Here is a 22,243-nt window from a genome sequence, read left to right as displayed (position 1 = left end):
CAACTACCCGGCTACCCGCCTTGCCCTTGCGGTGCGGAATCGGCAACGCTCCGCAGCCAGTAGACCAGCATCCCGATCCATTCCTTGACGACCATGTCGGCCAGTCCCAGCCCGTCGGGCGCCGTGGCGAACGGACGAAAGTCATCGCTGAAACGGCCATCCGAGCGGAAATCGACCGGGTAGGGCACCACATCGAACCCTGCACGGCGAAAGGTTGCGACGGAACGGGGCATGTGGAACGCGGAGGTGACGAGCAGCCACCGCTCGCCCGGCCTGGGATCGGCGATCCTCCTCGCGAAAACGGCGTTCTCGAACGTATTGCGCGCTTGATCCTCGTAGATGACCCGACCCGGCGGAAGGCCGGCGAGATCGAAGAAGATACGCGCGCCCTCGGCCTCCGTCCGCTCTTCCGCGATCAGCACGCGCGCGCTGCCGCCGGAGAAGATGATGCGCGCCTGCGGATATGCGCGTGCCAGTTCCAGCGCCGCGACGAGGCGGGAGCCCGCTTCGCCGACACGCAACTGCCCCCGCGCGAAACTCGTCGACCCGCCGAGAACGATGACGCCGTCGACATGGCCGGGGTTACGCGAGATATCCGGATAGACGTTCTCCAGCGTCTGCACGAGAAAGCGGGAAAAAGGCGTCACGCCAACCGCGAACAGCACGATTCCGACGCCGAGCACGACCACCCGCGCCACCCGGTAGAAACGGGTGAAGAGCAGCAGGCTCGCCGCGATCAGCACCATCAGCAGCAGGTTCGTCGGGCTCGTGAAGAACCAGACGATCTTCGAGGCGAAAAAGAACATGCAGCGGCGTCCCCGTGCGAAGCGCGACCGTGAATCGTGAATGACGATTGCGGATAGCAGCACGATTGAAACGGCGACACAACCACCGCGGCCCGGGCGGCCGCGAACGTCTCTCCCGGCATGCAGGAACGCGGCCGGATTGTCCGGCCGCTTCCGCGAACGTCAGAACGCTTCCGTCTCCAGCGCGGTGATCGGCGCGGCGCCCGCCTCCAGCGCGCGGTCGAGCCCGTAGACTTGCGGCAGGACCCGCGCGACGAAGAAGCGGCCAACGGCCAGCTTGTGCCTGTGCAGCGCCGACCCGTCCGCCTTGGCGGCGGCCGCGGTGGCGATGCGCACCCAGATCCAGCCGAGCGAGACGAGGGCGAAGAGGCGCAGGTAGTCCGTCGCCGCCGCGCCCGGTTCCTCGGGGTTCTGTGCCGCATGCGCCGCGAGCCGCTCCGTGGCCTGCTTCAGAACCTCGAAAGCCTCGCGCACCGGCTTCACGATATCCGCGACATCCGCCGGCGCGGCGGCCAGATCGGCCTCGACCAGCCCGAAGAAGTGCTTGGGCAGCGCGCCATCATCGATGCTGAGCTTGCGGCCCACGAGATCCTGCGCCTGCACGCCGTTGGTGCCTTCGTAGATCTGGGCGATGCGCGCGTCGCGCACGAACTGTTCGAGACCCCATTCGCGGATGTAGCCGTGGCCGCCGAACACCTGCTGCGCCAGCACCGCGCCCTCGAAGCCGAGGTCCGTGAAGGCCGCCTTGACGACCGGCGTCATCAGCGCCACGTTGCCGTCCGCAACCGCCCGCGCCGCCGCATCGTCGAGCTGCTGCGCCTTGTCCATCTCCAGCGCCGTCCACACGGCCAGGCCGCGCGCCGCTTCCACGAACGAGCGGACGGTGAGCAGCATCTTGCGTACGTCCGCATGCTCGATGATCGGCACGAGCGGCGCCTTGCCGTCGACGGAGCGGCCCTGCAGGCGCTCCTTCGCGTAGCGCGCGGCCTTCTGGTAGGCGGCGTCGGCGATGCCGAGCCCCTGGATGCCGACGAACAGGCGCTCCGCGTTCATCATCGTGAACATGGCCGAGAGGCCCTTGTTCGGCTGCCCCACCAGCCAGCCGGTCGCGCCGTCGTAGTTCATCACGCAGGTGGGCTGGGCGTGAATGCCCATCTTCTTCTCAAGCGAGCCGACCGAGAAGCTGTTGCGTCCGCCGAGCGAGCCGTCGGCATTAAGCAGGAACTTCGGCGCCAGGAACAGGCTGATGCCCTTGACGCCCTTGGGCGCATCGGGAAGGCGCGCCAGCACCAGATGGATGATGTTGCCGCCGAAGTCGTGGTCGCCGGACGAGATGAAAATCTTGCTGCCGGTGATCTTGTAGGAGCCGTCCGCCTGCGGCTCCGCCTGCGTCTTGAGCAGGCCGAGGTCCGTGCCCGCGCCGGCTTCCGTCAGCGCCATGGCGCCGGTCCACTCGCCGCTGATCATCTTGGGCAGGTACGTGGCCTTGAGTTCGTCGCTCGCGTGGTGGCCGATCGCCTCCGTCGCGCCGCGCGTCAGGCCGGGGAACAGGCCGAACGACAGGTTCGAGGCCGACAGCATTTCGTCGGAGAGAATCTGCAACACGCGCGGCAGGCCCTGGCCGCCGTAGGCGGGGTCGCCCGAAAGGCCCGACCAGCCGGCCTCCGCGAAGGCCCGGTAGGCTTCCGCGAAGCCCTTCGGCGTCTGCACCGCGCCGTTGACGAGCCGGCTGCCTTCCTCGTCGCCGGGCAGGTTCAGCGGCTGGATAGTCTCCGCAAAGAAGCGGCCGGCTTCCTCCAGAACGCTGACGGCGAACTCGGCGTTGACCTCGGCATACCCGGGCAGCGACGCCCCGAGAGAGTCGATATCGAAGACCTCGGACAGGAGAAAGGAAATGTCGTCGATGGGGGGCGTATATTCGGACATGACGGGCGCTCCGGGTGCTGCGAAAGACTCCCTCTCCATAACCGGCGGGGAGCAGACATGACATGCGTCATATCAATCGTTACAGGGGGATGCATCTGAAAAGTACAAGCTTCCTGCCCTGGCGGCAAGTTTATGTCATACTTTTTAGTAAAACTAGTTACAATTGTAAATATTCGATGCAGCCTGAGCTGCACCGAATACGTGCCGTTACATATTCGGATAGTTAGGACCGCCGCCACCTTCCGGCGGCACCCAGGTGATGTTCTGGGACGGATCCTTGATATCGCACGTCTTGCAGTGCACGCAGTTCTGCGCGTTGATGACGAAGCGCGGATCGGTGTGCGCCTCCTCGTTGCCGTAGACGACCTCGTAGACACCGGCCGGGCAGTAGAGGCGCGCCGGCTCGCCATAGAGCGGCAGGTTCCGCTTGATCGGAACGGCGGGGTCCGTCAGCTTCAGGTGCGCCGGCTGGTCCTCGCTATGGGAGGTGTTGGACAGGAACACCGACGACAGCTTGTCGAAGGTCAGCACGCCGTCTGGCTTCGGGTAGGTGAGGGGCTTCACGCGGTCGATCGTCAGCAGGGAATCGCAGTCGCGCTTGCGGTGGCGCAGCGTGCCGAACAGCGAGCGGCCGCCGGTCAGCGTCGTCGTCCACATGTCGAAGCCGCCAAGCGCCACGCCGATGAACGTGCCGAACCGCGACCACAGCGGCTTGACGTTGCGCACCGGCTTCAGGTCCCGCCCGATGCTCGACGCGCGCCAGCCATCCTCATAGTCCTGCAGCGTGTCATAGGCTCGGCCAGCCGCGAGCGCCGACACGACGGAGCGCGCCGCCAGCATGCCGGAAGCGACGGCGTTGTGGCTGCCCTTGATGCGCGGCACGTTGACGAAACCGGCCGCGCAGCCGAGGAGCGCGCCGCCGGGAAAGGCGAGCGCCGGCACCGACTGCCAGCCGCCTTCCGTGATGGCGCGCGCGCCATAGGACAGCCGCTTGGCGCCCTCGAACGTATCGCGGATCAGCGGGTGGGTCTTGAAGCGCTGGAACTCGTCGAATGGTGACAGCGTGGGATTTTTGTAATCGAGGTGCACGACGAAGCCGACGGCGACCAGGTTATCCTCGAAATGATACAGGAACGAGCCGCCGCCCGTGCCGCTGTCGAGCGGCCAGCCGAAGCTGTGCTGGACGAGGCCAGGCTTGAAGCGCGACGGATCGACCTGCCACAGCTCCTTGAGGCCGATGCCGAATTTCTGCGGCGAGCGGCCTTTGTCCAGGCCGAAACGCGGTATGATCTGCTTCGTCAGGCTGCCGCGCGCGCCTTCCGCGAACAGTGTGTACTTGCCGCGCAGTTCCATGCCACGTGTGAAGTCGGCGCGCGCATGGCCCTGCCGGTCGATGCCCATGTCGCCGGTGGCGATGCCCTCGACGGCGCCGTTCTCGCCGTAGAGTATCTCAGTCGCGGCGAAGCCCGGATAGATTTCGACGCCAAGCTCCTCCGCCCGTGCCGCGAGGAAGCGCGCGACATTGCCGAGCGAGCCGATAAAGTTGCCGTGGTTGGACATCAGCGGCGGCATCAGGAAGTTCGGCAGGCGAATGCCGCCGGAGGGGCCGAGCAGATAGAAATGGTCGTCGGTCACCTGTGTGGTCAGCGGCGTGTCCTCGGCCTCCCGCCAGTCCGGCAGCAGGGCGTCGAGGCCGATCGGATCGACCACCGCGCCGGACAGGATATGCGCCCCGACCTCGGAACCCTTCTCGACCACTACGACGGAAATATCGGCGCCGCTTTCAGCCGCCAGTTGTTTGATGTGAATGGCGGCGGCCAGCCCGGCCGGCCCCGCACCCACGATCACCACATCATATTCCATGGACTCGCGGCTTTGGGCCTCGAGATTCTGGTCCATTTCCGTCATGTAGTTTCTCTCCCAGCCCAACGCATCACCGGGCAGACCGACGTCCGTCCCGGACGACACGCCGCCAAACAAATGTTTGGCTGACCGGTCAAACCAGAAGCTCTCCGTACGGTCAAGCCCTCAGGACGCTCGCCGCGAGGAAATTGAATGAATTCCAATCTTGAATCAATGCCGAACTTCAAACGGCCCTGCGGCGGTTCCGGCCCGTCATGCGTCGCGCCCGTGGAGACCGCCACCGGCGTCCGCCTCGTGGCGGAAAACGTAGAGTACCTGAAGGCCGATTTCCGCGATCGTCATGCGCCCGGGCCGGTACCACGACCTGACGGAATTGATCAGGCTGATCAGCAACAAGCGATAAACGCCGCGATCGATGTGAGGGGGCAGGGGCAGCGCGTCGACCAGATCGGCATAGGTGCGCTCGAAGATGTCGCGCCGGGCGATAAGCTTGTCATGCAGCTCGGCGGGGATGTTGCGGAAGTCAGACAGGAAGGGAACCGCGTTGACCTCGGGGTTGAGTTGCAGTTCCAGATGGCGCACGCATGCGGCTTTCAGCCGCTCCCACGGCGTCGTCTCCCTGGCGACGGCGGCCTCGATCTGCTCGGAGGCGTATTGCAGCGCATAGTCGTGCACCGCGACGAACAATTCCTCCTTCGAGCGGATATGATGATAGAGAGAGCCGCCCAGCAGGCCGACGCGCTCCGCGATGTCACGCATCGAGGTCGCCAGATATCCGCGTTCGGCGAAGAGGACGGCTGCGGCCTGGATGATATCGTGATAGCGGTCTCCCGCCGAGCCGCCCGGCGCGCGCCGCGGCGCGCCCGGCGCCGGTTCGGCGAGCTGCGGCAGGGCCGTCGCGCCGTCTGTCCCGCCGTCAGTCGCCATGCCCGCTTTCCCCCGATGATCCGTTGTTGTCGATGATATGGATGCCTCCCGTTCGACTTTCGATCACCATGTATGCAACACGGAAGCGTCCGCATCAATCCGGATGCAACCATATTCCCGGGCGGAGATGTCGCGTGCGGCGTGCGGGGGAGAGGGGCGTCAGGGCGTTCCGCCCAGCGCCTCGATGAGCCGGGCAGCGTTCGATTCGACGAGGCCGATGTAGGTCGAGGCCGGCTCGCCGGGGGCGGCGAGGGCATCAGAATACAGCCGGCCGCCAACCTTCACGCCGGTGGCGGAGGCGATCTGCTCCGTCAGCTTCGGGCTGGTGATGTTCTCCAGAAACACGGCAGTGATGCCGTCTTCCCTGATCTGGTCGATGATCCGCGCCACGTCGCTCGCGGAGGCCTCGCTTTCCGTGCTGACGCCCCTGGGGCCCAGAAACGCGATGCCGTAAGCGCTTCCGAAGTAGCCGAAGGCGTCGTGCGTGGTCACAACCTTGCGGCGCGCCTCGGGGATGGCGCCGAACCGCGCCTTCAGCTTCGCGTCGAGCGCCGCGAGCCGCGCCGCATAGGCCGTGGCGCGCTCGCGGTAGGCGGCGGCATGGTCGGGATCGGCCTTCTCCAGCGCCGCGGCGATGTTCTTCACATAAATGACGGCGTTGGCGACATTCTGCCACGCATGGGGATCCTCCATGCCGTGGCGATGATCCGCATGTCCGCCGCCGTGGCCGTCCGCATGATCGTGGCCATCGTCCTCGCCCCGGAAGGCACGCGGCGTGATGCCTTCCGAAACCACGACGCGGGTGCCCGCGAAACCCGAAGCCCTGATGAGGCGCGGCAGCCAGCTCTCGAAGGCCAGGCCGTTCTCGAACAGAAGTTGCGCCTCGCCCAGCTTGCGGGCGTCCGCAGGCGTGGGCTCGTAGACGTGCGCGTCGCCGTTGGCGCCGACAAGCGTGGCGACCTCGACCCGGTCACCGCCGACTTCCCGGACGAGATCGCCGAGGATGGAAAAACTCGCGACCGCTTTCACCCGCTCCCCGGCCGCATGGGCGGGGATGGAAGCGGCGACGGCCGCCAGAGAAAGCCCCGCCGTAAGCGCGAGCAGGAGACGCCTGTTCAGCATGTGACAACCTCTTGGAAAATCCCGGGAACCCTCAGAGAACCCAAGGAACTCTCGGAGAGCCCCGGGATTTTCGGAGAACCTTTGGGGCAACCGCATGAAACGTGAAAATCGCCATGCGGCGGCGTGAGAAACGATATGTTATATCACTCACTATACAGGGCCTGCCGTTCGTACGCAAAACCCGGCTCATATGGGCCGCCACGGCAGGATGAACCGTTCGCCCGCATGATCCACGCGGACCGCGCTCACCCCGTAGGCGGCGGCAATGTTGGCGTCCGTCAACACCGCGCCGCAAGGGCCGTCGGCAAGGATGGCGCCCCGGTTCAGCAGCACGAGACGGTCGCAGAACCGGCTTGCGAGCGAGAGATCGTGCAGCACGGCGACGATCAGCCCGCCCGCCTCCGCCATGCGGCGCAGCAGGCCAAGCACGAGCAGTTGCTGGCGAGGGTCGAGCGCGGCGATGGGCTCGTCCGCGAGCAGGACGGGCGCCTCGACCGCCAGCGCCCGCGCTAGCAGCACACGCATGCGCTCCCCGCCGGAAAGCGTGTCGACGTCGCGTCCACGCAGATGCGCCGTGGCGGTGGCATCGAGCGCGCGCGCGACGGCATCGCCGTCACGGCGGGGATCGGCGAAGTGGGGCAGGCGGCCGAGACGCACCAGCGCCTCGACGGAGAGGTTCCAGTGCGCCGGCCCTGTCTGCGGCAGGTAGGCGATCAGCCGCGCGCGCTCCTTCGGGTCGATGGTGCCGACCGGCTGCCCGTCGACCAGCACCGTGCCTTCGTCGGCCGGGACAAGCCCGGCGAGCACGCGCAGCAGCGTCGATTTTCCCGCGCCGTTGCAGCCGATCAGGCCGACCAGCTGGCCGCGCGGCAGCGAGAGATCGATGCCCCGCAGGACGGGCACACCCTTGAGCGACAATCGGAGATGTCCGGTCACGATCATCGTCAGGCCTCTCCCCGCAGGCGCCGCAGGAGCAGGAACAGGAAGGGCGCGCCGACAAGGGCCGTGACCACGCCGAGATTGAGTTCCGGCTGTGTGGGCAGCAGGCGCAGCAGAATGTCCGCGCCGAGCGTCAGGATGGCGCCGACGAAGCCCGCCGCCGGCAGCACGCGGCCGGGTTCACGGCCGGCGAGGGGGCGCGCCAGATGCGGTGCCACGAGGCCGACGAAGCCGATCATGCCCGTCACCGCCACCGCGCTGCCCACCGCGAGCGCCGTGCCGAGGATGAGCCGGATGCGCAGCCATCGCAGGTTGAAGCCAAGACTTTGCGCCACGTCCTCCCCGAGGCTCAGCGCATCGAGAGCCCGGCCGGCGGTCAGCAGCAGCCACCACCCGGGCGCTGCCGGCACGAGCACGAGGGCGATATCGGCAAGGCTGCGGTCGGCGAGCGATCCCATCAGCCAGAACACGATCTCAAGCGCCGCGTAGGGGTTGGGCGACAGGTTGAGCGCCAGCGACGTCAGCGCGCCCGCGAGGCTGTTGATGGCGACGCCCGCCAGCACCAGCGCCATCGTGCCCAGTCCCCGGCCGGCGAGCGCGAACAGGATGACGCTGGCCGCCGCCGCGCCCGCCATGCCGCCGAGCGGCAGGGCGAAGACGAAAACGCCGGTGAGCCCGGCATAGAACATGACCACCGCCCCCAGCGCCGCCGCGCCCGAGATGCCCATCACGCCCGGTTCCGCAAGAGGATTGCGCAACAGCCCCTGCATGGCAGCGCCGGCGAGCCCGAGGCCGAAGCCGGTGGCGGCACCGAGCAGCGCGCGCGGCAGACGCAGTTCGACGAGGATCAGCGACGCAAGGCTGTCCCGGCCGTGGACGAAGTCGGCCGCGGCCGCGAAAACGTCGAGCCGCGTCTCGCCGACCGCCGTCGATAGCGCCGTCAGCAGCGCCGCGACCATCGCCAGCGCCGCGACGGTCTGCCGGTGAGTGAGCGGCCGCAGGGTGCTCATGGCGTTTTCCCCTGCAGCGCGCGGCGCAGATAGGCCACGGCCTCCACGGTGCCAGGGCCGGCGCAGGTCCACAGCCGCGACGGCATGTCGACGGTCCGCATCGCGCCGCGCCGGGCAAGCGCCACAAGCGCGGGATGGCGCGGCGCCTGCGTGGCGAGCGCGGGGGCGCCCTCGTTGTCGGTATCGACGATGAGGATATCGGGCGGGCGGATCAGGATCGCCTCCAGCGGCATCCGCCCATAGCCGACAATGCCGGCCTGCGCGGCGAGATTGACGAGGCCTGCTTCCGCGAGCACGCTGTCGATCAGCGTTCCCGCGCCGACGGCGATGTTGTTCGCCTGCAGGACGAGCGCCGTGGCCGGGGGCAGGGGCAATTCCCGCCGGAGGCCGGCGAGCCGCCCGTTCATGAGGTGCACCTCCCGCTCGGCGGCCTCTGGCCGGCCGATGCGACTGGCCACGCCGCGCACCTGGGCGGCGATCGCCTCGAACGTCGTCGGCACATCGAGCACCGCGAGCGGAACGCCGAGGCGGCGCAGCATGGAGAGCGTCGCCGGCGCCGAGAACGCGCTCGCGAACACAAGATCGGGAGCGAGCGCCATCACCTCCTCCGCCCGCCCGCGGTTGACGGGAAACGCGGCGGCCTGCGTCGCTATCGTACTGTTGCGCGCATCTCGCGAGAGATAACTGAGCGAAGCGATGTCGGCAGGATCGGCGAGCCGCAGCAGCAATTCATCCGCGCACATATTGATGGACACGAAACGGGCGGCGCGGGCACCGGGAGCGTAGCAAAAGACGGACAGCAGCAGACCCGCGAGGCCGCAGGCCGCACCCGCCGCACTCTTTCGCGTTCGCCGATCCTTCATGGATTGCCGTTGCCCATCGTGTTGCCGCCAAGGCTCCTGCCGTCGGGACGCTCGCCGCGTCACGGCGGCGTGAAGCGCAGGCCGGCATAGACGCCGAGCCCCGGCCGCAGGAAGCCGACCGGGTTTTCATAGCGGCGGTCGAACAGGTTGTCGACGCGCGCGAACAGCACCGTGCTGTCGGCGGCCTTGTAGTCGACGGCGACGTTGACGGTCGCATATCCCGACGTGCGCAGGCGCGGGATGGAGAAATCGCGGTTGCCGTCCACCCACGCACCAACATAAAGCGCGGTCGCGGAAAGCCCCAGCTTCTCCGTCGCCTGCCAGCGCGCGGTGAAGCTCGCCTTGTGCCGGGGGCGGCGCAGCAGCTCCTGCCGCGCAACGTCATCACGCGCGAGGGTGAAAGTATAGTCCGCGCGCAGGTCGACCGCCGGCGTCAGCGCCACCGCCGCGAAGGCTTCCACGCCCCGCGTCGTCGCCTTGCCCACGTTCTCGTAGGACGTGAAATCCGTGTTGGTGTTGATGAGATTGTCGATATCGTTGTGGAAATACGTGGCGCCGATCAGCACGCGCTCTCCGGCAAGCGGTTGCTCGAAGCCGATATCGTAGCCGGTGCTTTCCTCCGGCCGCAGATCCGGATTGCCGTAGAAGTTGTAGAGCGGGCGCGAATCCATGAAGCGCTGGCTCAGGGTAGGGGCCTTGAACCCCGTGCCGACGCTCGCCTTCAAGCGCGTTTCCAGCACCGGCAGCGTGAAGGTGGGGGCGATGCGCCAGGTGGTGTGGGCACCGAAATCGTCGTTGTCGTCGTGGCGAATGTTGGCGGCGAAGGCAAGGCGGTCGAAAATCTTCCCCTGCCATTCGATGAATCCCGCGCTGTTGCCGGCAGACGCCGTAAGGCTGGCGTCGTCGAAGCGTTCGCGTTCGTGCTGGAGCCCAAGGATGAGCTTGTGATCGGGCGCGACGACGACATCCGCGCGCCAGTCGTAGATCGTCCGCTCGCCGAGATACTCCGTCACGCTGCCGGGGCCGAACGCGGTCGCGGGCTCCGTGCTCTCGCGGTCCTCGTTGGCGTAGCCGATGCCAAAGGTGTTGGTGATGCGCCCGTCCCACAGCGACCACACGCCCTCCGCACGGGTTACGAAGCGTTGGTTGCGCTGTTCGCTGCGGGCGGCGTTCGGAGCGCCGGGCCAACCTCCGTCGGTCGTGTTCTTCAGCAGCGCGTCGCTGTAGCGGCCGACGACGGACAGGCGAAAATTGTCGGTGACCGCGAAGCCGAGCCGCGTGGCGAAACTCCAGTTGTCATAAAAGTCGTCGTTGATGCGCTGGCCGGGTGGCACCAGTTCCGGCGGCGTCACCGGCGTCGCCTCCGTCCGCAGGTGAGCGGCGGAGAAGAAATAGTCGAACCGCTCGCCGCCGCCGGACAGGCTCGCGCTCTGGTTGAAGGTGCCTGCCGAACCGCCTTCGAGCATGAGCGCCGCCTTTGGCGGCCCCTTGCCGGCCTTCGTCGTGATGCTGATCACCCCCCCGAGTGCATCCGCGCCGTACAGGCCGCTCTGCGGGCCGCGCAGCACCTCGATGCGCGCGACGTCGGCTGTCGCCAGATGGCTGAAATCGAACACGCCATTCGGCGTCGACGGATCATTGACCGGCACGCCGTCGACCAGCACCTTCACGTGGTTGGCGTTGGTGCCGCGCAGGAAAACGGATGCCTGCCCACCGGGACCACCGGTCTGCACCATGTTCAGGCCGGGAACCGTGGCGAGCGCGTCCGCGAGCGTGCGCCGCTGGTCGCGGGCTATCTCCTGCTCCGTGATGACCGTCACCGCCGAGCCGACCTGCGCCACCGGCGTCGGTACGGCGGTCGCGGTCACCGTGATCTCGTCAAGCATCATTGCATCCGCCTGCCGGGCGTGCACCGGGTCGGCCTGCATGGCGAGCGCCGCCAGCGCCGGCGGAACGGAAAACAGAAAAGCGACGCGCAGCGCATGCGCCGTCGACAGGCGGAGGGGAGGGAACAAGACAGAACCTCTTCGGGCAACGCCGGCCCGGAGGCAGCGCACGTCAGGTGGCACGTCACCGCGACAAGACACACCCGCCCGCCCGAAGACGAGAACGGCAAGCCCGCACCGGCACACCCCGACCGATGGTCCGCTGTGACCACGTCCGACGGCAGGTCTCCTGGCTCGCGGTTGACGCCTGCACCGCCTTCCCGGACCGAAATCCAGTGGCCTCGTGGCGCAAGCCTGCCGCTCACAGTTGCGGGGGCAGCCGCAGTATCACGCATCGCGCTCACTGCGTTCCCTTTTCATCCTCGGAAGGAACCGTCACGATGAAGCTACACTTTGCACGCACCGCTGTCAAAAACCCGCCGCAATTGTCAACACCGGAACCTTTCTCCTGGCGGTGACAGGCATGATATCGTCATATATGACATATATCTGGAGAAAATGACATATGATTCGAAAAATAGATCGCATTCGCCATAGGAGCGACGCAACCGTCGCCTCGCTCGCATCGCGCTTCGCCGGCTTAACGTTAATCGTCGCGCCAGAGTTAATCCCGGTTTAACCGCCTGGGGACTACACTTGGCTCGAATCAAGCCAATTTGCGAGTTCTGCCCGAAACATGCGAACCATCCGAAGGACCTCGTCCCACGCTGAGGATATTTCCGATGCGTTGCGCCGCTTCATGGTGCAGCGTGCTGTCGAACTGGCCGGCCTTTTCCTGCTCGCGTTCATCGGTGCATCGGTTCTGGCGCTGATGACGTGGTCGGTTGAGGACCCGAGCCTGACCCACGCCACGGACGGGCGGGTCGCCAACATGCTGGGCATGCCGGGGGCCATCTTCGCCGATCTCATCATGCAGATATTCGGCCTCGGCTCCGTCGCGCTGCTGCTGCCGTGCGCGGTCTGGGCCATCCGGCTCGTGGGGCGGCGGCCGCTGCCGCGTCCGGCGCTGCGCATCGGCCTTTGGCTGGTGGGAACGGGCGCTGCCTCGGCGGTCGCGAGCGCGCTGCCGGAAACCGCCCGCTGGCCGCTGCCGTCCGGACTTGGCGGTGTGGTCGGCGATGCGCTGCTGTTCGGCGGCCACGGCCTGGCCGGCACGGGCGGCATCGGCGGCGTGATCGTCGGGCTCTTCTATGCCGCTACCGCCATTCTCGCGCTTTCTGCGGCCTCTGGCTTCGGCCTCGCGCAAGCCGCGCGCTCTCCGTCCCCCGAGTCTCCTTACGATATGCCGGCCGCGGATGACGACGGCCGCGACGAGCCGGGCTGGGGGATCGTCTCGCTGGGCGCCGTCATCCATGGCCTGATGACGCTGCGCACGGCACTCGCACGTCGCTTCCGCAAGCCCGACCCGCTGCGTGACGGGCGCGAGCCCGCCGAAGGGCTGGCAGCGCACCCGGCGCGGGAGCCCGTGTTCGGCGACGATTACGACTTTGCCGAGTCGTACGCCACGCACCAGCCGCAGGCTGTGCACCAGGCACCCGCGCAGAACTTTCCGCAAGGCTATCCACAGGCCGCGCCCGCATTTACCGGCGACGGGAGCATCGAGGCGGCAGGGGACATTCCGCCCGAAATCGCCGCCTTCGCACCCACGCGCGGGCGCCCGTCGCGCGTCCACATGCCGGCGGCGCCCGTTCCCGCCGCCGTTCTTCCGCAACCGCCGGAGCCGATTGCTGCGCCGCCGTCTTTCGACGCCCCTCTGGGCGCTCCCGAAGGCGCAGTTTCGGCCGACGGCACTCCGGCATGGCGCAAGCCGTTCCAGTTGCCGCCGAATGTGCGCTTCACCCGCAGCACGGACCGCGAGCTGGCCGCGCGCCAGCGCGTCGCGACGGACGGCATGATGGCTGGCGAGATGACGGCGGACAGCCTGGCGGCGGACAACGCGGCGCATGACTTCGCACCCGCCGACGAGGCGGCGTTCGCCGGCTATCCCGAGGATCGGCGCGAAGCCGATGCGTTCGCGCCCTTCGCAGGCGAGGCGGATGCCGGGGAAGAGCATGCCGACGACCGCTGGGCGGAGGATGCGCAAGCCAGCGTCGACCCGCATGACGACGATATCGCGGATATCGACGCGGCGGAGGAACACGACAGCGCATCACTGGACGCGGAATTCGCCGCCGGGCACGAAGCGCCGCCGGTGTTTCTGCGGCATACGGCGCGCCCATCCGCGCTGGCGCCCTCCAATGACGACGACCCGTATGCGCCGCCGCCGCCCGTCGTGGCACGACCGGCCCCGCGCCCGGCAGGCGAGGGGGCCGGCAGGCCCCTCCAGCCGCGCGTGAATGCCGCAGCCGTGGGAGCAACGGCCGGCGCAGCGATGGTCCGTACCGCCGCCGCGGCGCCTACGCACGCGCCGTCCGCCGGTGTGACGACACGGCGCGTGCCGCAGGCGGTCGCGCCCTCCGGCGAGTATCAGATGCCGCCGCTTTCCGTGCTCGCGATTCCAGCGGGGCCGAAGGACACGATCTCCGAGGATGCGCTGGAACAGAACGCCGCCCTGCTCGAAAGCACGCTGGAAGACTTCGGCGTGCGCGGCGACATCATCCACGTGCGCCCCGGCCCGGTGGTCACGCTCTATGAGCTGGAGCCCGCGCCCGGCACGAAGTCCTCGCGCGTCATCTCGCTCGCCGACGACATTGCCCGCTCCATGAGCGCGGTGTCCGCGCGCGTGGCGGTGGTCGCGGGCCGCAACGCCATCGGTATCGAGCTGCCGAACGCCCGGCGCGAAACCGTGTTCCTGCGCGAGCTGCTGGCCTCGGAGGAGTTCCAGCGGTCGAAATTCAAGCTAGCCCTTTGCCTCGGCAAGACCATCGGCGGCGAGCCGGTGATCGCCGATCTCGCGCGCATGCCGCACCTGCTGGTGGCGGGCACCACGGGTTCGGGCAAGTCGGTGGCCATCAACACCATGATCATGTCGCTGCTCTACAGGCTGCGGCCCGAGGAATGCCGGCTGATCATGGTCGACCCGAAGATGCTCGAACTGTCGGTCTACGACGGCATTCCACACCTGCTCACCCCCGTCGTCACCGATCCCAAGAAGGCGGTCGTGGCGCTGAAATGGGCGGTGCGCGAGATGGAGGAGCGCTACAAGAAGATGTCGAAGCTGTCGGTGCGCAACATCGACGGCTTCAATACCCGCGTGCGCGACGCCAAGGCGCGGGGCGAGGTCATCACCCGCACCGTGCAGGTCGGCTTCGACAAGGATACGGGCGAGGCCATCTACGAGGACGAGGTGATGGACCTCGATCCGCTGCCCTACATCGTCATCGTCGTCGACGAGATGGCCGACCTCATGATGGTGGCGGGCAAGGAGATCGAAGGCACGATCCAGCGTCTGGCGCAGATGGCGCGCGCGGCCGGCATCCATGTCATCCTCGCGACGCAGCGCCCGTCCGTCGACGTCATCACCGGCACCATCAAGGCCAACTTCCCGACCCGCATCTCCTTCCAGGTCACCTCCAAAATCGACAGCCGCACCATTCTCGGCGAGCAGGGGGCGGAGCAACTCCTCGGGCAAGGCGACATGCTCTACATGGCGGGCGGCGGGCGCGTGGTGCGCGTGCATGGCCCCTTCGTCTCCGACGACGAGGTGGAGAAGATTGTCGCCCATCTCAAGACGCAGGGCCGGCCGCAATATCTCGAAGCCGTCACGGCGGATGAGGAGGCGGTTGCAGAATCGGACGGCAGCGCCGTCTTCGACAACACCGCGAACGGCGCCGGCGGCGGCAACGACCTCTACGACCAGGCCATCGCCATCGTGCTGCGCGACAAGAAGGCCTCCACCTCGTATATCCAGCGCCGCCTGCAAATCGGCTACAACCGCGCGGCTTCGATCATGGAGCGCATGGAACTCGAAGGGATCGTCGGCCCCGCCAATCACGCCGGCAAGCGTGAAATCCTGCTCGGCGGCGAGGATCCCACCGAACAGGGTTGAAGGAAACTTGCAACCTGAAGGGGATCTGCAGCGTGAAGAGGGCTTGCAACTGAAGAGGGCTTGCAACTGAGGACGTGCTTTCGCCATATCAACAGTGTTAAAGACTTGCGCCGCACTGACGCGGCGGTTCCGGTGCAGATGGTGATATGACGAGACGGTTCCGATGGTATAGGCCCGCGATCATGGGTGCGGCGTTCCTCGCGGCGACGGCTCTGCCGGTGGCGGGATATGCGCAGGATCCGCTCAGCCGCTTCCTCGACGGCATGTTCAAGAAGGAAGAGCAGGCCCCCGCGGCCGCGCCGCAGGCGCCCGCTCCGGAACAGCCGCCCGCGCGCCCGGCCTCCGGTTCAGCTCCGCCCGGGCCGCCAGCGCGTCGCGCTTCCCCGGCTGCGGCTGTCCCGCTTGCGCCCGCTGCACCGGCGCCGGCGGCTTCGCCCGCCCCGGCGGTGCAGAGCGCGATGCCGCTGCCGCCGCGCCGCCCGTCCGGTCTCGGGGGCGCCGCCGCGCTGGCGCCTGCGACGCCGGTCCCGGCGGAAGCGCCGGCGTTGGCCGCGCCGCCTGCCGCCGTCGCGCAGCGTCCCGCTGCGGCGGCGATGCCGCGTACGCCTGCGGAGGCGGTTGCGCGCGTCAACGCCTATCTCAACGGCATCAGCACGCTGACCGGGCGCTTCCTGCAGACGGGGGCGGACGGGCGTCAGGTCGGCGGCACGCTTTACGTCCAGCGTCCCGGCCGGCTACGCTTCGCCTACGATCCGCCGAGCACGCTCGAAATCGTCGCGGACGGCCGCTCGGTCGCGGTGCGGGATTCGAAACTACGCACGAACGACGTCTATTCCATCGGCCAGACGCCGCTGAAATTCCTGCTGCGCGACAACGTCGATCTTGCGCGCGACGTAAAGGTAAAGAACGTCGATATCGACCCCGGCGGCGCGATCGATATCACGCTGGAGGACAGCGCCACGCTGGGCGGCACCTCGACCGTCACACTGCGTTACGACGCGCGGACGGACGTGCTGCGCCAGTGGCAGGTCGTCGATCCGCAGGGCTACGAGACGACCGTCGCCCTCTCCGGCGTACAGGTAACGCGCCGCTAGATAGAAAACCGATCATTGGGCCGGTTCTCTCTCCGCGCTTCCTTGTCTGGAGCGAATTCTGACGGGAAAGCGCCCTGGACTCAGCTCGCGGATAGCGGAAACGGAATATCGGGCGGCCCGCCTGTTCCGCGACGAGTTAAGCCACCCGCCCGCATTCCGCGCTTGTATCGGCGGGACATGAGGGGCAAGCTGACGGAGTTGCCGCCGCTCCCGATTCCGCTCCGATCCCCGCCGAAGAGTCCGCCGTGCCGTTTTCCATCACCACCTGGAACATCAATTCCGTTCGCCTGCGCATCGATCAGGTCACCCGCTTTCTCGCCGAGCATGAGCCGGATGTCCTGTGCCTTCAGGAAACGAAGTGCCCCAACGCCCAGTTTCCCTCGGCGGCGTTCCGGGCGCACGGCTACCAGCACATCGCGCTGAACGGGCAGAAGGGGTATCACGGCGTCGCCATCGTCTCGCGCGTTCCCTTCGCCGATGTCGAGGTGAAGCACTTTTGCGACAAGGACGATTCGCGCTACATATCGGTCGAGCTTGCGGGAACAGGCGCGCCTGGCGGCGCGAACGGGCGCGTCAAGGGCATGCGTATCCACAACTTCTATGTGCCTGCCGGCGGCGACATTCCGGACCCGGAGGTCAATCCGCGCTTCGCCCACAAGCTCGCCTTCCTCGACGAACTGATGCTGTGGAATGAGGACGTGCGCCCAGCCGGCAAGCCGAGCATCCTCGTTGGCGACCTCAACGTCGCGCCCTACGAGACGGATGTGTGGAATCACAAGGCGCTGCTCGGTGTGGTGAGCCATACGCCCGTGGAGACCGAACGGCTGGAAGCGTTCCGGCAGGCAAGCACCTACGTGGACGCTGTGCGCACCTTGCACCCGGAACCCGAGAAGGTCTTCACCTGGTGGAGTTATCGCTCGCCCGACTGGGCGGCCGCGAACAAGGGCCGGCGACTCGACCACGTCTGGCTGGCGCCGAGCCTCGCGCCGGCGCTGCAGGCCTCCGAGATATCGCGGGATGCGCGCGGCTGGGAGCGGCCGTCCGACCACGCACCCGTGACGGTGACGCTCGATATCTGAATGCGGCAGAAGACGCGACAATAATGACGTCAGCGCGTTTCCGGTAAGGAAGGATCAACCTGTATCGGCAAAGATAGGCGCCAGAGAGAACCGGAGCCGGAATGCCGGCTTGCGCCTGACGGGAGCGATATCAGCGATGAAACCTCGCAGCGGCATCATTCAGTTGAAGACATTCCGCGTACAGGAAAAACGCCGACGCCTCGCGCAGATCGAGGCGATGATCGCCGACTTCCAGCGCATGGCGGAGGATCTCGACAAGGAGATCGCGGCGGAAGAAAAGCGCTCCGGCATCGCCGACGTCAACCACTTCGCCTATCCCACCTATGCCAGGGCTGCCGCGCAGAGGCGTGACAACCTGCTGCAATCGGCGGACGACCTCAAGAACCAGCTCGCCGACGCGATGGCCGATCTGGATGAGGCATTGTCGGAACTGCGCAAGGCCGAAGCCCTCGACGACCGCGAAGGCGTGCGCGAACGGCCCGCCGCCGTCTTGCGCACGGTGAGCGCCTGACCCGGAAAGACGCTGCCGCCGTCAGCCGGTGCGGTGGCGCAACTGGATCGCCGAGGCGGCGATGCTGTCGAAGCGCCCGGCGATGACGGACAGGATGTAGATGCCGCCCGCGGCAAGAATGATGGATGAGGAAGCCGGCGCGCTCCAGTGATAGGAGGCGAGCAGGCCCGCTATGCTCGCTATCGCGCCGAAGAGCACGGCGGCGGCCATCTGGCCCGGCACGTTCCGGGACCAGAAGCGCGCCGAGACGGCCGGCAGCATGATCAGCCCGACAACCATGAGCGTGCCGAGCGCCTGAAAACCGCCAACGAGGTTGAGCACCACCAGCGCGATGAAGCCCATATGGATGACCGGCCCCGGCCCGATCGCGCCCTGTCCGCCGACCGCGCGCAGGAAACCGGGATCGAGGCATTCGAGAATCAGCGGCCGGTAGATGACGGCGAGCGCAACGAGCGTGATCGTGGCGATCGACACGATGAGGACGAGCGCCGCGTCGTCGAGCGCCAGCACGGTGCCGAACAGCACATGCAGCAGATCCATGTTCGATCCGCGCATCGACACGATGAGCACGCCGAGCCCGAGCGAGATCAGGTAGAAGGCCGCGAAGCTGGCATCCTCCCGCAGCGGCGTCGCGCGGGAGACGAGGCCCGCGAGCAGCGCGACCGTCAGGCCGGTGACGATGCCGCCGATGGTCATGGCGACGAGCGACAGGCCTGCGACCAGAAAGCCGATGGCGGCGCCGGGCAGGATAGCATGGGACATCGCGTCCCCCATCAGGCTCATGCGGCGCAGCACCAGCAGGATGCCGAGAGGGCATCCGCCGAAGGATAGCGCGAGACAGCCCGCGAGCGCGCGGCGCATGAAGCCGTAGTCGGCAAAGGGCGCGAACAGGAAATCGTATAACATCGTGCGGTCACGCGGCGTCGGAGCGGCAGACGGGGGCATCTTCGTCGAAGCCCTCGCACATGCGCCGCGCTTCCAGCATGTTCGCCGGCGTGAGCACCTTCGCCGCGTCGCCCCACGCCACGACGGAGCGGGCCAGCAGCATCGCCCGCGGAAAATGCTCCCGCACCAGATCAAGATCGTGCAGCACGGCGATGATGGTGCGGTTTTCGCCGTGCCAGTCCTTCACCAGCCGCAGGAGGTCGGCGGTGGTTTTCATGTCGAGCGCGGTGAAAGGCTCATCGAGCAGCAGGAGGCGGGCGTCCTGCAGCAGCATCCGGGCGAACAGCGCGCGCTGGAACTGGCCGCCGGACAGCGTGCCGACGGGGCGATCCGCGAGGTCGGCGAGCCCCACCGTGGCGACTGCCTCCCTGACCTGCTGCATCATGGCGCGCGTCACGGCGCCAAAGGCACCGCACTTGCGCCACAGACCCATGGAAACGAGGTCGAGCACCGTGATCGGGAAGGTGCGGTCGAGTTCGCTGATCTGCGGGAGATAGGCGATGTCGCGCCGGTCGATCCCGGAAATCTCGATCCGGCCCGATTCGGGACGCAGCGTCCCCATGATCGCCTTCAGCAGCGTGGACTTGCCGGCGCCGTTGGGGCCGACGACAGCCGTCAGCGAGCCGGGCGCGAACTCCCCGGAAAGATGGTGCACGGCCGGATGGCGGCGGTAGGCGACGGTCACATTCTCCAGCCGGATGCCCGGCGCTGCCGTGCTGCCGTCCCGCCGGGGGAGAGGCCCGGGCTCGTGCGCGCAGCCGCCCTCATGACCATTCCCGAAGGGATGCGCGTGCGCATGTGCATGCCGGTTCGTCGCCATCAGATCCAGTCCATCGCCCAGAACGCCACGCCCCACAGGCAGGCGGAGACGAACGCCGCGAGCCAGAGCCTGCCCGGCACCGAACTGCGCAAAACCGAACCGTGCTCCCTGCCGATACGCCCGGGCAATCGCTCCCCCATCATCCCGTGTTACCCTCGTAAACGTTATAGTATATCATCTGCGAAATACAACCATCCGGTTCCGTCTCCGACCTGTCAGGCGCATGGCGCATGGAACCCATCCCGCAAGCTCCTACCCGGATGGAAAGGTATCTGTTAGTTTCACGGAAAATGCCGGACGCTTCCATCTGCGCACCGTCCGGAAGAGGCGGGGGTGGAGCGAGGTCGAGCATGGTAGAGTTTCTTCCGCAATTGTTGACCCTGGCGGGCGTCATGCTGCTGGCGTGCATCAGCCCGGGGCCCGATTTCATCGCCGTCACCTCCCATTCGCTGCTCGGGCGGCGCTTCGGCCTCGGCGCGGCGCTCGGGGTGAGCGCGGCTTGCGCCATGTGGGCGGTGCTGGCTGTCTTCGGGTTCGGCGTGCTGCTGTCGAAGGTCGCCTGGGCTTACGATCTCCTGCGCCTTCTGGGCGCGGCCTATCTCGTCTATCTGGGCATACGCATGTTCTATGGCCTGCGCCACGGCGGCGGGGTGCCGGAAGTGCAGCAGGCGAAGGTGGAAGGGGGCGACGGCGGTTCCGCCTTCTGGCCGTCGGCGCGGCGCGGGCTGCTGGTCGGGATGACGAATCCCAAGTCGGCCGCCTTCTTCGGCAGCCTGTTCGTCACGGTGCTGCCGGTCAACGCGCCCCAGGGCGTGTATATGGCGACGGTCGCCATCGTGGCCGGGGTGGCGTTCGGCTGGTTCTCGACGCTTGCCGTGATATTCTCGTCACGAAGCGTCCGCATGGTCTACGCGCGGCTGCGCCGCCCGTTCGACGCCGTGATGGGGGCGGCGCTGATCGGGCTGGGTGTCAAGCTCGCAGTCGGCCGGTAGCAACCGGCTCTCCACGAACGGTGCATATGTGCCAACGGCCGCCCGGGTGACCGGGAGGCCGTAATCCGTGTCGCGGGCGTATCCCGCGATGCGTTCCGGATCTTTTTTTGTTCATCCCAACGGCGCCGGCCGGCGCCTTGCGGTTCAGGATATTCCCCATCATGACTTCAACGGCGCCTGTGTCCGATCGCGTTGTCCGATACCCTCCCTTCGGTGAATTCGTTGCGCTGATCGCGCTGATGATGTCGCTCGTCGCTCTATCGATCGACAACCTGCTGCCGGCCTTCGTTCCCATCCAGCATGAGTTCCAGCTCGCCAGCGCCAACGACGCACAGTTCATCATTTCCAGCTACATGATCGGCTTCGCCGTCAGCCAGCTCGTCTATGGCCCGCTGTCGGACTCCATCGGGCGCCGCCCCTCGATGCTGATCGGCCTCGCGATCTATCTCGTGGGCACGCTGATGGCGCTCACGGCCGGCAGCTTCACAACCCTGCTCATCGCGCGCGTTGTCCAGGGCGTGGGTGCCGCCGCCTCGCGGGTGCTGGTGATGACCATCGTGCGCGACCGGTATCACGGGCAGGAAATGGCGCGGGTGATGTCCTTCGTCATGATGGTGTTCATCATCGGCCCGGTGATCGCGCCCGGCAGCGGCGCGCTGATGCTGCTGCTCGGCTCGTGGCGGATGATCTTCGTCAGCATGCTCGCGCTCGGTGTCGGGCTGCTCACCTGGTTCTCGCTGCGCATGCCGGAGACGCTCAACCCGCACAACCGCATGAAGGCTTCGCCGCGCGCCGTGCTGGAGGGCGCGCGTCAGTGCATCACGAACCGCGTCGCCCTCGGCTACACGCTGGCGATCAGCCTGATGCTGGGCACGCTGATGGGCTACATCAACTCGGCCCAGCAGGTGTTCGAGACGGACGTCTTCAAGCTGGGGCCGTGGTTCCCGCTCGTTTTCGGCCTCATCGCAGCGGTGATGGGGGTCGCGGCCTTCACCAATGCGCAACTGGTGCAGCGCGTCGGCCCGCGCCGGCTCTCGCACATCTGCACGGTGGCCTTCGTGCTGACATCGCTGGCGCTTGTGCTGCTCACGGTCGCTTATGGCGGCTTTCCGCCGCTGGTGCCGTTCTCGATGCTGCTGGCCGCGCTGCACTTCATCTTCAGCCTGTCGGTGCCGAACTTCAACGCACTGGCGATGGAGCCGATGGGGCGGATCGCGGGCACGGCCTCATCCTTCATCGGCGCCGTGACGACGGCGTTGAGCACCGTCATCGGGCTTCTCGTCGGGCAGGCGTATGACGGCACCGTGTTGCCGCTGGCGCTGGGCTACCTCGTATTCAGCGCGCTGGCGTTGGCCGTCGTCTACTGGACGGAACGCGGCAGGATGTTCCGGCGCGATGGCGCCGCGTAACCG

Annotated in this window: 17 protein-coding genes and 1 riboswitch; of the genes, 6 read left to right on the top strand and 11 right to left on the bottom strand. The window is 67.3% G+C overall.

From position 1 onward, the window contains the following. Nucleotides 1-11 precede the first annotated feature (11 nt). The 9 genes from ACFFJ7_RS09090 to ACFFJ7_RS09050 form a co-directional block, all read right to left on the bottom strand. Complete coding sequence (locus ACFFJ7_RS09090) at nt 12-806, bottom strand: YdcF family protein (protein WP_166953058.1); 795 nt, start codon at nt 804-806, stop codon at nt 12-14. A gap of 162 nt (nt 807-968) precedes the next feature. Continuing rightward, a complete protein-coding gene (locus ACFFJ7_RS09085; protein WP_377591879.1) occupies nt 969-2,732 on the bottom strand; it encodes an acyl-CoA dehydrogenase C-terminal domain-containing protein in 1,764 nt (587 codons plus the stop codon). 207 nt (nt 2,733-2,939) lie between these two features. Continuing rightward, nucleotides 2,940-4,640 carry an electron transfer flavoprotein-ubiquinone oxidoreductase gene (locus ACFFJ7_RS09080; protein ID WP_377591877.1) on the bottom strand — a complete coding sequence of 567 codons (1,701 nt, stop codon included), beginning with the start codon at nt 4,638-4,640 and terminating at the stop codon, nt 2,940-2,942. A gap of 207 nt (nt 4,641-4,847) precedes the next feature. Continuing rightward, nucleotides 4,848-5,522 (bottom strand): TetR/AcrR family transcriptional regulator, encoded by a 675-nt coding sequence (locus ACFFJ7_RS09075; RefSeq protein WP_377591874.1) that lies wholly within the window; start codon nt 5,520-5,522, stop codon nt 4,848-4,850. Between the two features lie 159 nt (nt 5,523-5,681). Next, nucleotides 5,682-6,644, bottom strand: a complete 963-nt coding sequence (locus tag ACFFJ7_RS09070; protein WP_377591872.1) for a metal ABC transporter solute-binding protein, Zn/Mn family — start codon at nt 6,642-6,644, stop codon at nt 5,682-5,684. A gap of 186 nt (nt 6,645-6,830) precedes the next feature. Further along, nucleotides 6,831-7,586, bottom strand: coding sequence for an ABC transporter ATP-binding protein (locus ACFFJ7_RS09065; RefSeq protein ID WP_377591870.1), 756 nt, complete (start codon nt 7,584-7,586; stop codon nt 6,831-6,833). A 2-nt stretch (nt 7,587-7,588) separates the two neighbouring features. After that, nucleotides 7,589-8,593 carry a FecCD family ABC transporter permease gene (locus tag ACFFJ7_RS09060; protein ID WP_377591868.1) on the bottom strand — a complete coding sequence of 335 codons (1,005 nt, stop codon included), beginning with the start codon at nt 8,591-8,593 and terminating at the stop codon, nt 7,589-7,591. Further along, nucleotides 8,590-9,456: an ABC transporter substrate-binding protein gene (locus tag ACFFJ7_RS09055; protein ID WP_377591865.1), complete on the bottom strand. Its 867-nt coding sequence runs from the start codon at nt 9,454-9,456 to the stop codon at nt 8,590-8,592. The genes ACFFJ7_RS09060 and ACFFJ7_RS09055 overlap by 4 nt, the downstream gene beginning before the upstream one ends. A 59-nt stretch (nt 9,457-9,515) precedes the next feature. Continuing rightward, complete coding sequence (locus ACFFJ7_RS09050; protein ID WP_377591863.1) at nt 9,516-11,471, bottom strand: TonB-dependent receptor plug domain-containing protein; 1,956 nt, start codon at nt 11,469-11,471, stop codon at nt 9,516-9,518. Between the two features lie 133 nt (nt 11,472-11,604). Next, a riboswitch (cobalamin riboswitch) is annotated at nt 11,605-11,793 on the bottom strand. Nucleotides 11,794-12,141: 348 nt separating this feature from the next. Between ACFFJ7_RS09050 and ACFFJ7_RS09045 the strand changes: the two genes are divergently transcribed. The 4 genes from ACFFJ7_RS09045 (at nt 12,142) to ACFFJ7_RS09030 (ending at nt 18,074) form a co-directional block, all read left to right on the top strand. Next, entirely contained in the window at nt 12,142-15,390 is a 3,249-nt protein-coding gene (locus ACFFJ7_RS09045) for a DNA translocase FtsK (protein WP_377591861.1), read from the top strand. A gap of 146 nt (nt 15,391-15,536) precedes the next feature. Then, nucleotides 15,537-16,484, top strand: a complete 948-nt coding sequence (locus ACFFJ7_RS09040; protein WP_166953019.1) for an outer-membrane lipoprotein carrier protein LolA — start codon at nt 15,537-15,539, stop codon at nt 16,482-16,484. Nucleotides 16,485-16,729: 245 nt separating this feature from the next. Then, nucleotides 16,730-17,563 (top strand): exodeoxyribonuclease III, encoded by an 834-nt coding sequence (locus tag ACFFJ7_RS09035; RefSeq protein ID WP_166953016.1) that lies wholly within the window; start codon nt 16,730-16,732, stop codon nt 17,561-17,563. Nucleotides 17,564-17,699: 136 nt separating this feature from the next. Beyond that, the gene (locus ACFFJ7_RS09030) at nt 17,700-18,074 is read left to right on the top strand and encodes a flagellar export protein FliJ (RefSeq protein WP_166953013.1); all 375 of its coding nucleotides are present in this window, start codon (nt 17,700-17,702) and stop codon (nt 18,072-18,074) included. A 21-nt stretch (nt 18,075-18,095) separates the two neighbouring features. Here ACFFJ7_RS09030 and ACFFJ7_RS09025 read toward each other — a convergent pair whose 3' ends face one another. Continuing rightward, the gene (locus ACFFJ7_RS09025; protein WP_377591857.1) at nt 18,096-18,980 is read right to left on the bottom strand and encodes a metal ABC transporter permease; all 885 of its coding nucleotides are present in this window, start codon (nt 18,978-18,980) and stop codon (nt 18,096-18,098) included. A 7-nt stretch (nt 18,981-18,987) separates the two neighbouring features. After that, a complete protein-coding gene (gene aztA / locus ACFFJ7_RS09020; RefSeq protein ID WP_166953008.1) occupies nt 18,988-19,839 on the bottom strand; it encodes a zinc ABC transporter ATP-binding protein AztA in 852 nt (283 codons plus the stop codon). Between the two features lie 350 nt (nt 19,840-20,189). Between aztA and ACFFJ7_RS09015 the strand changes: the two genes are divergently transcribed. After that, nucleotides 20,190-20,831 (top strand): LysE family translocator, encoded by a 642-nt coding sequence (locus tag ACFFJ7_RS09015; protein ID WP_166953005.1) that lies wholly within the window; start codon nt 20,190-20,192, stop codon nt 20,829-20,831. Nucleotides 20,832-20,992: 161 nt separating this feature from the next. Further along, nucleotides 20,993-22,240 carry a multidrug effflux MFS transporter gene (locus ACFFJ7_RS09010; protein ID WP_166953002.1) on the top strand — a complete coding sequence of 416 codons (1,248 nt, stop codon included), beginning with the start codon at nt 20,993-20,995 and terminating at the stop codon, nt 22,238-22,240. Nucleotides 22,241-22,243: the final 3 nt, after the last annotated feature.

The organism is Pseudochelatococcus lubricantis (assembly GCF_042432495.1).
GTDB lineage: Bacteria > Pseudomonadota > Alphaproteobacteria > Rhizobiales > Beijerinckiaceae > Pseudochelatococcus > Pseudochelatococcus lubricantis.
Note: the sequence above shows the minus strand (reverse complement) of the source record. Positions and strands in the feature narration are given on the sequence as shown.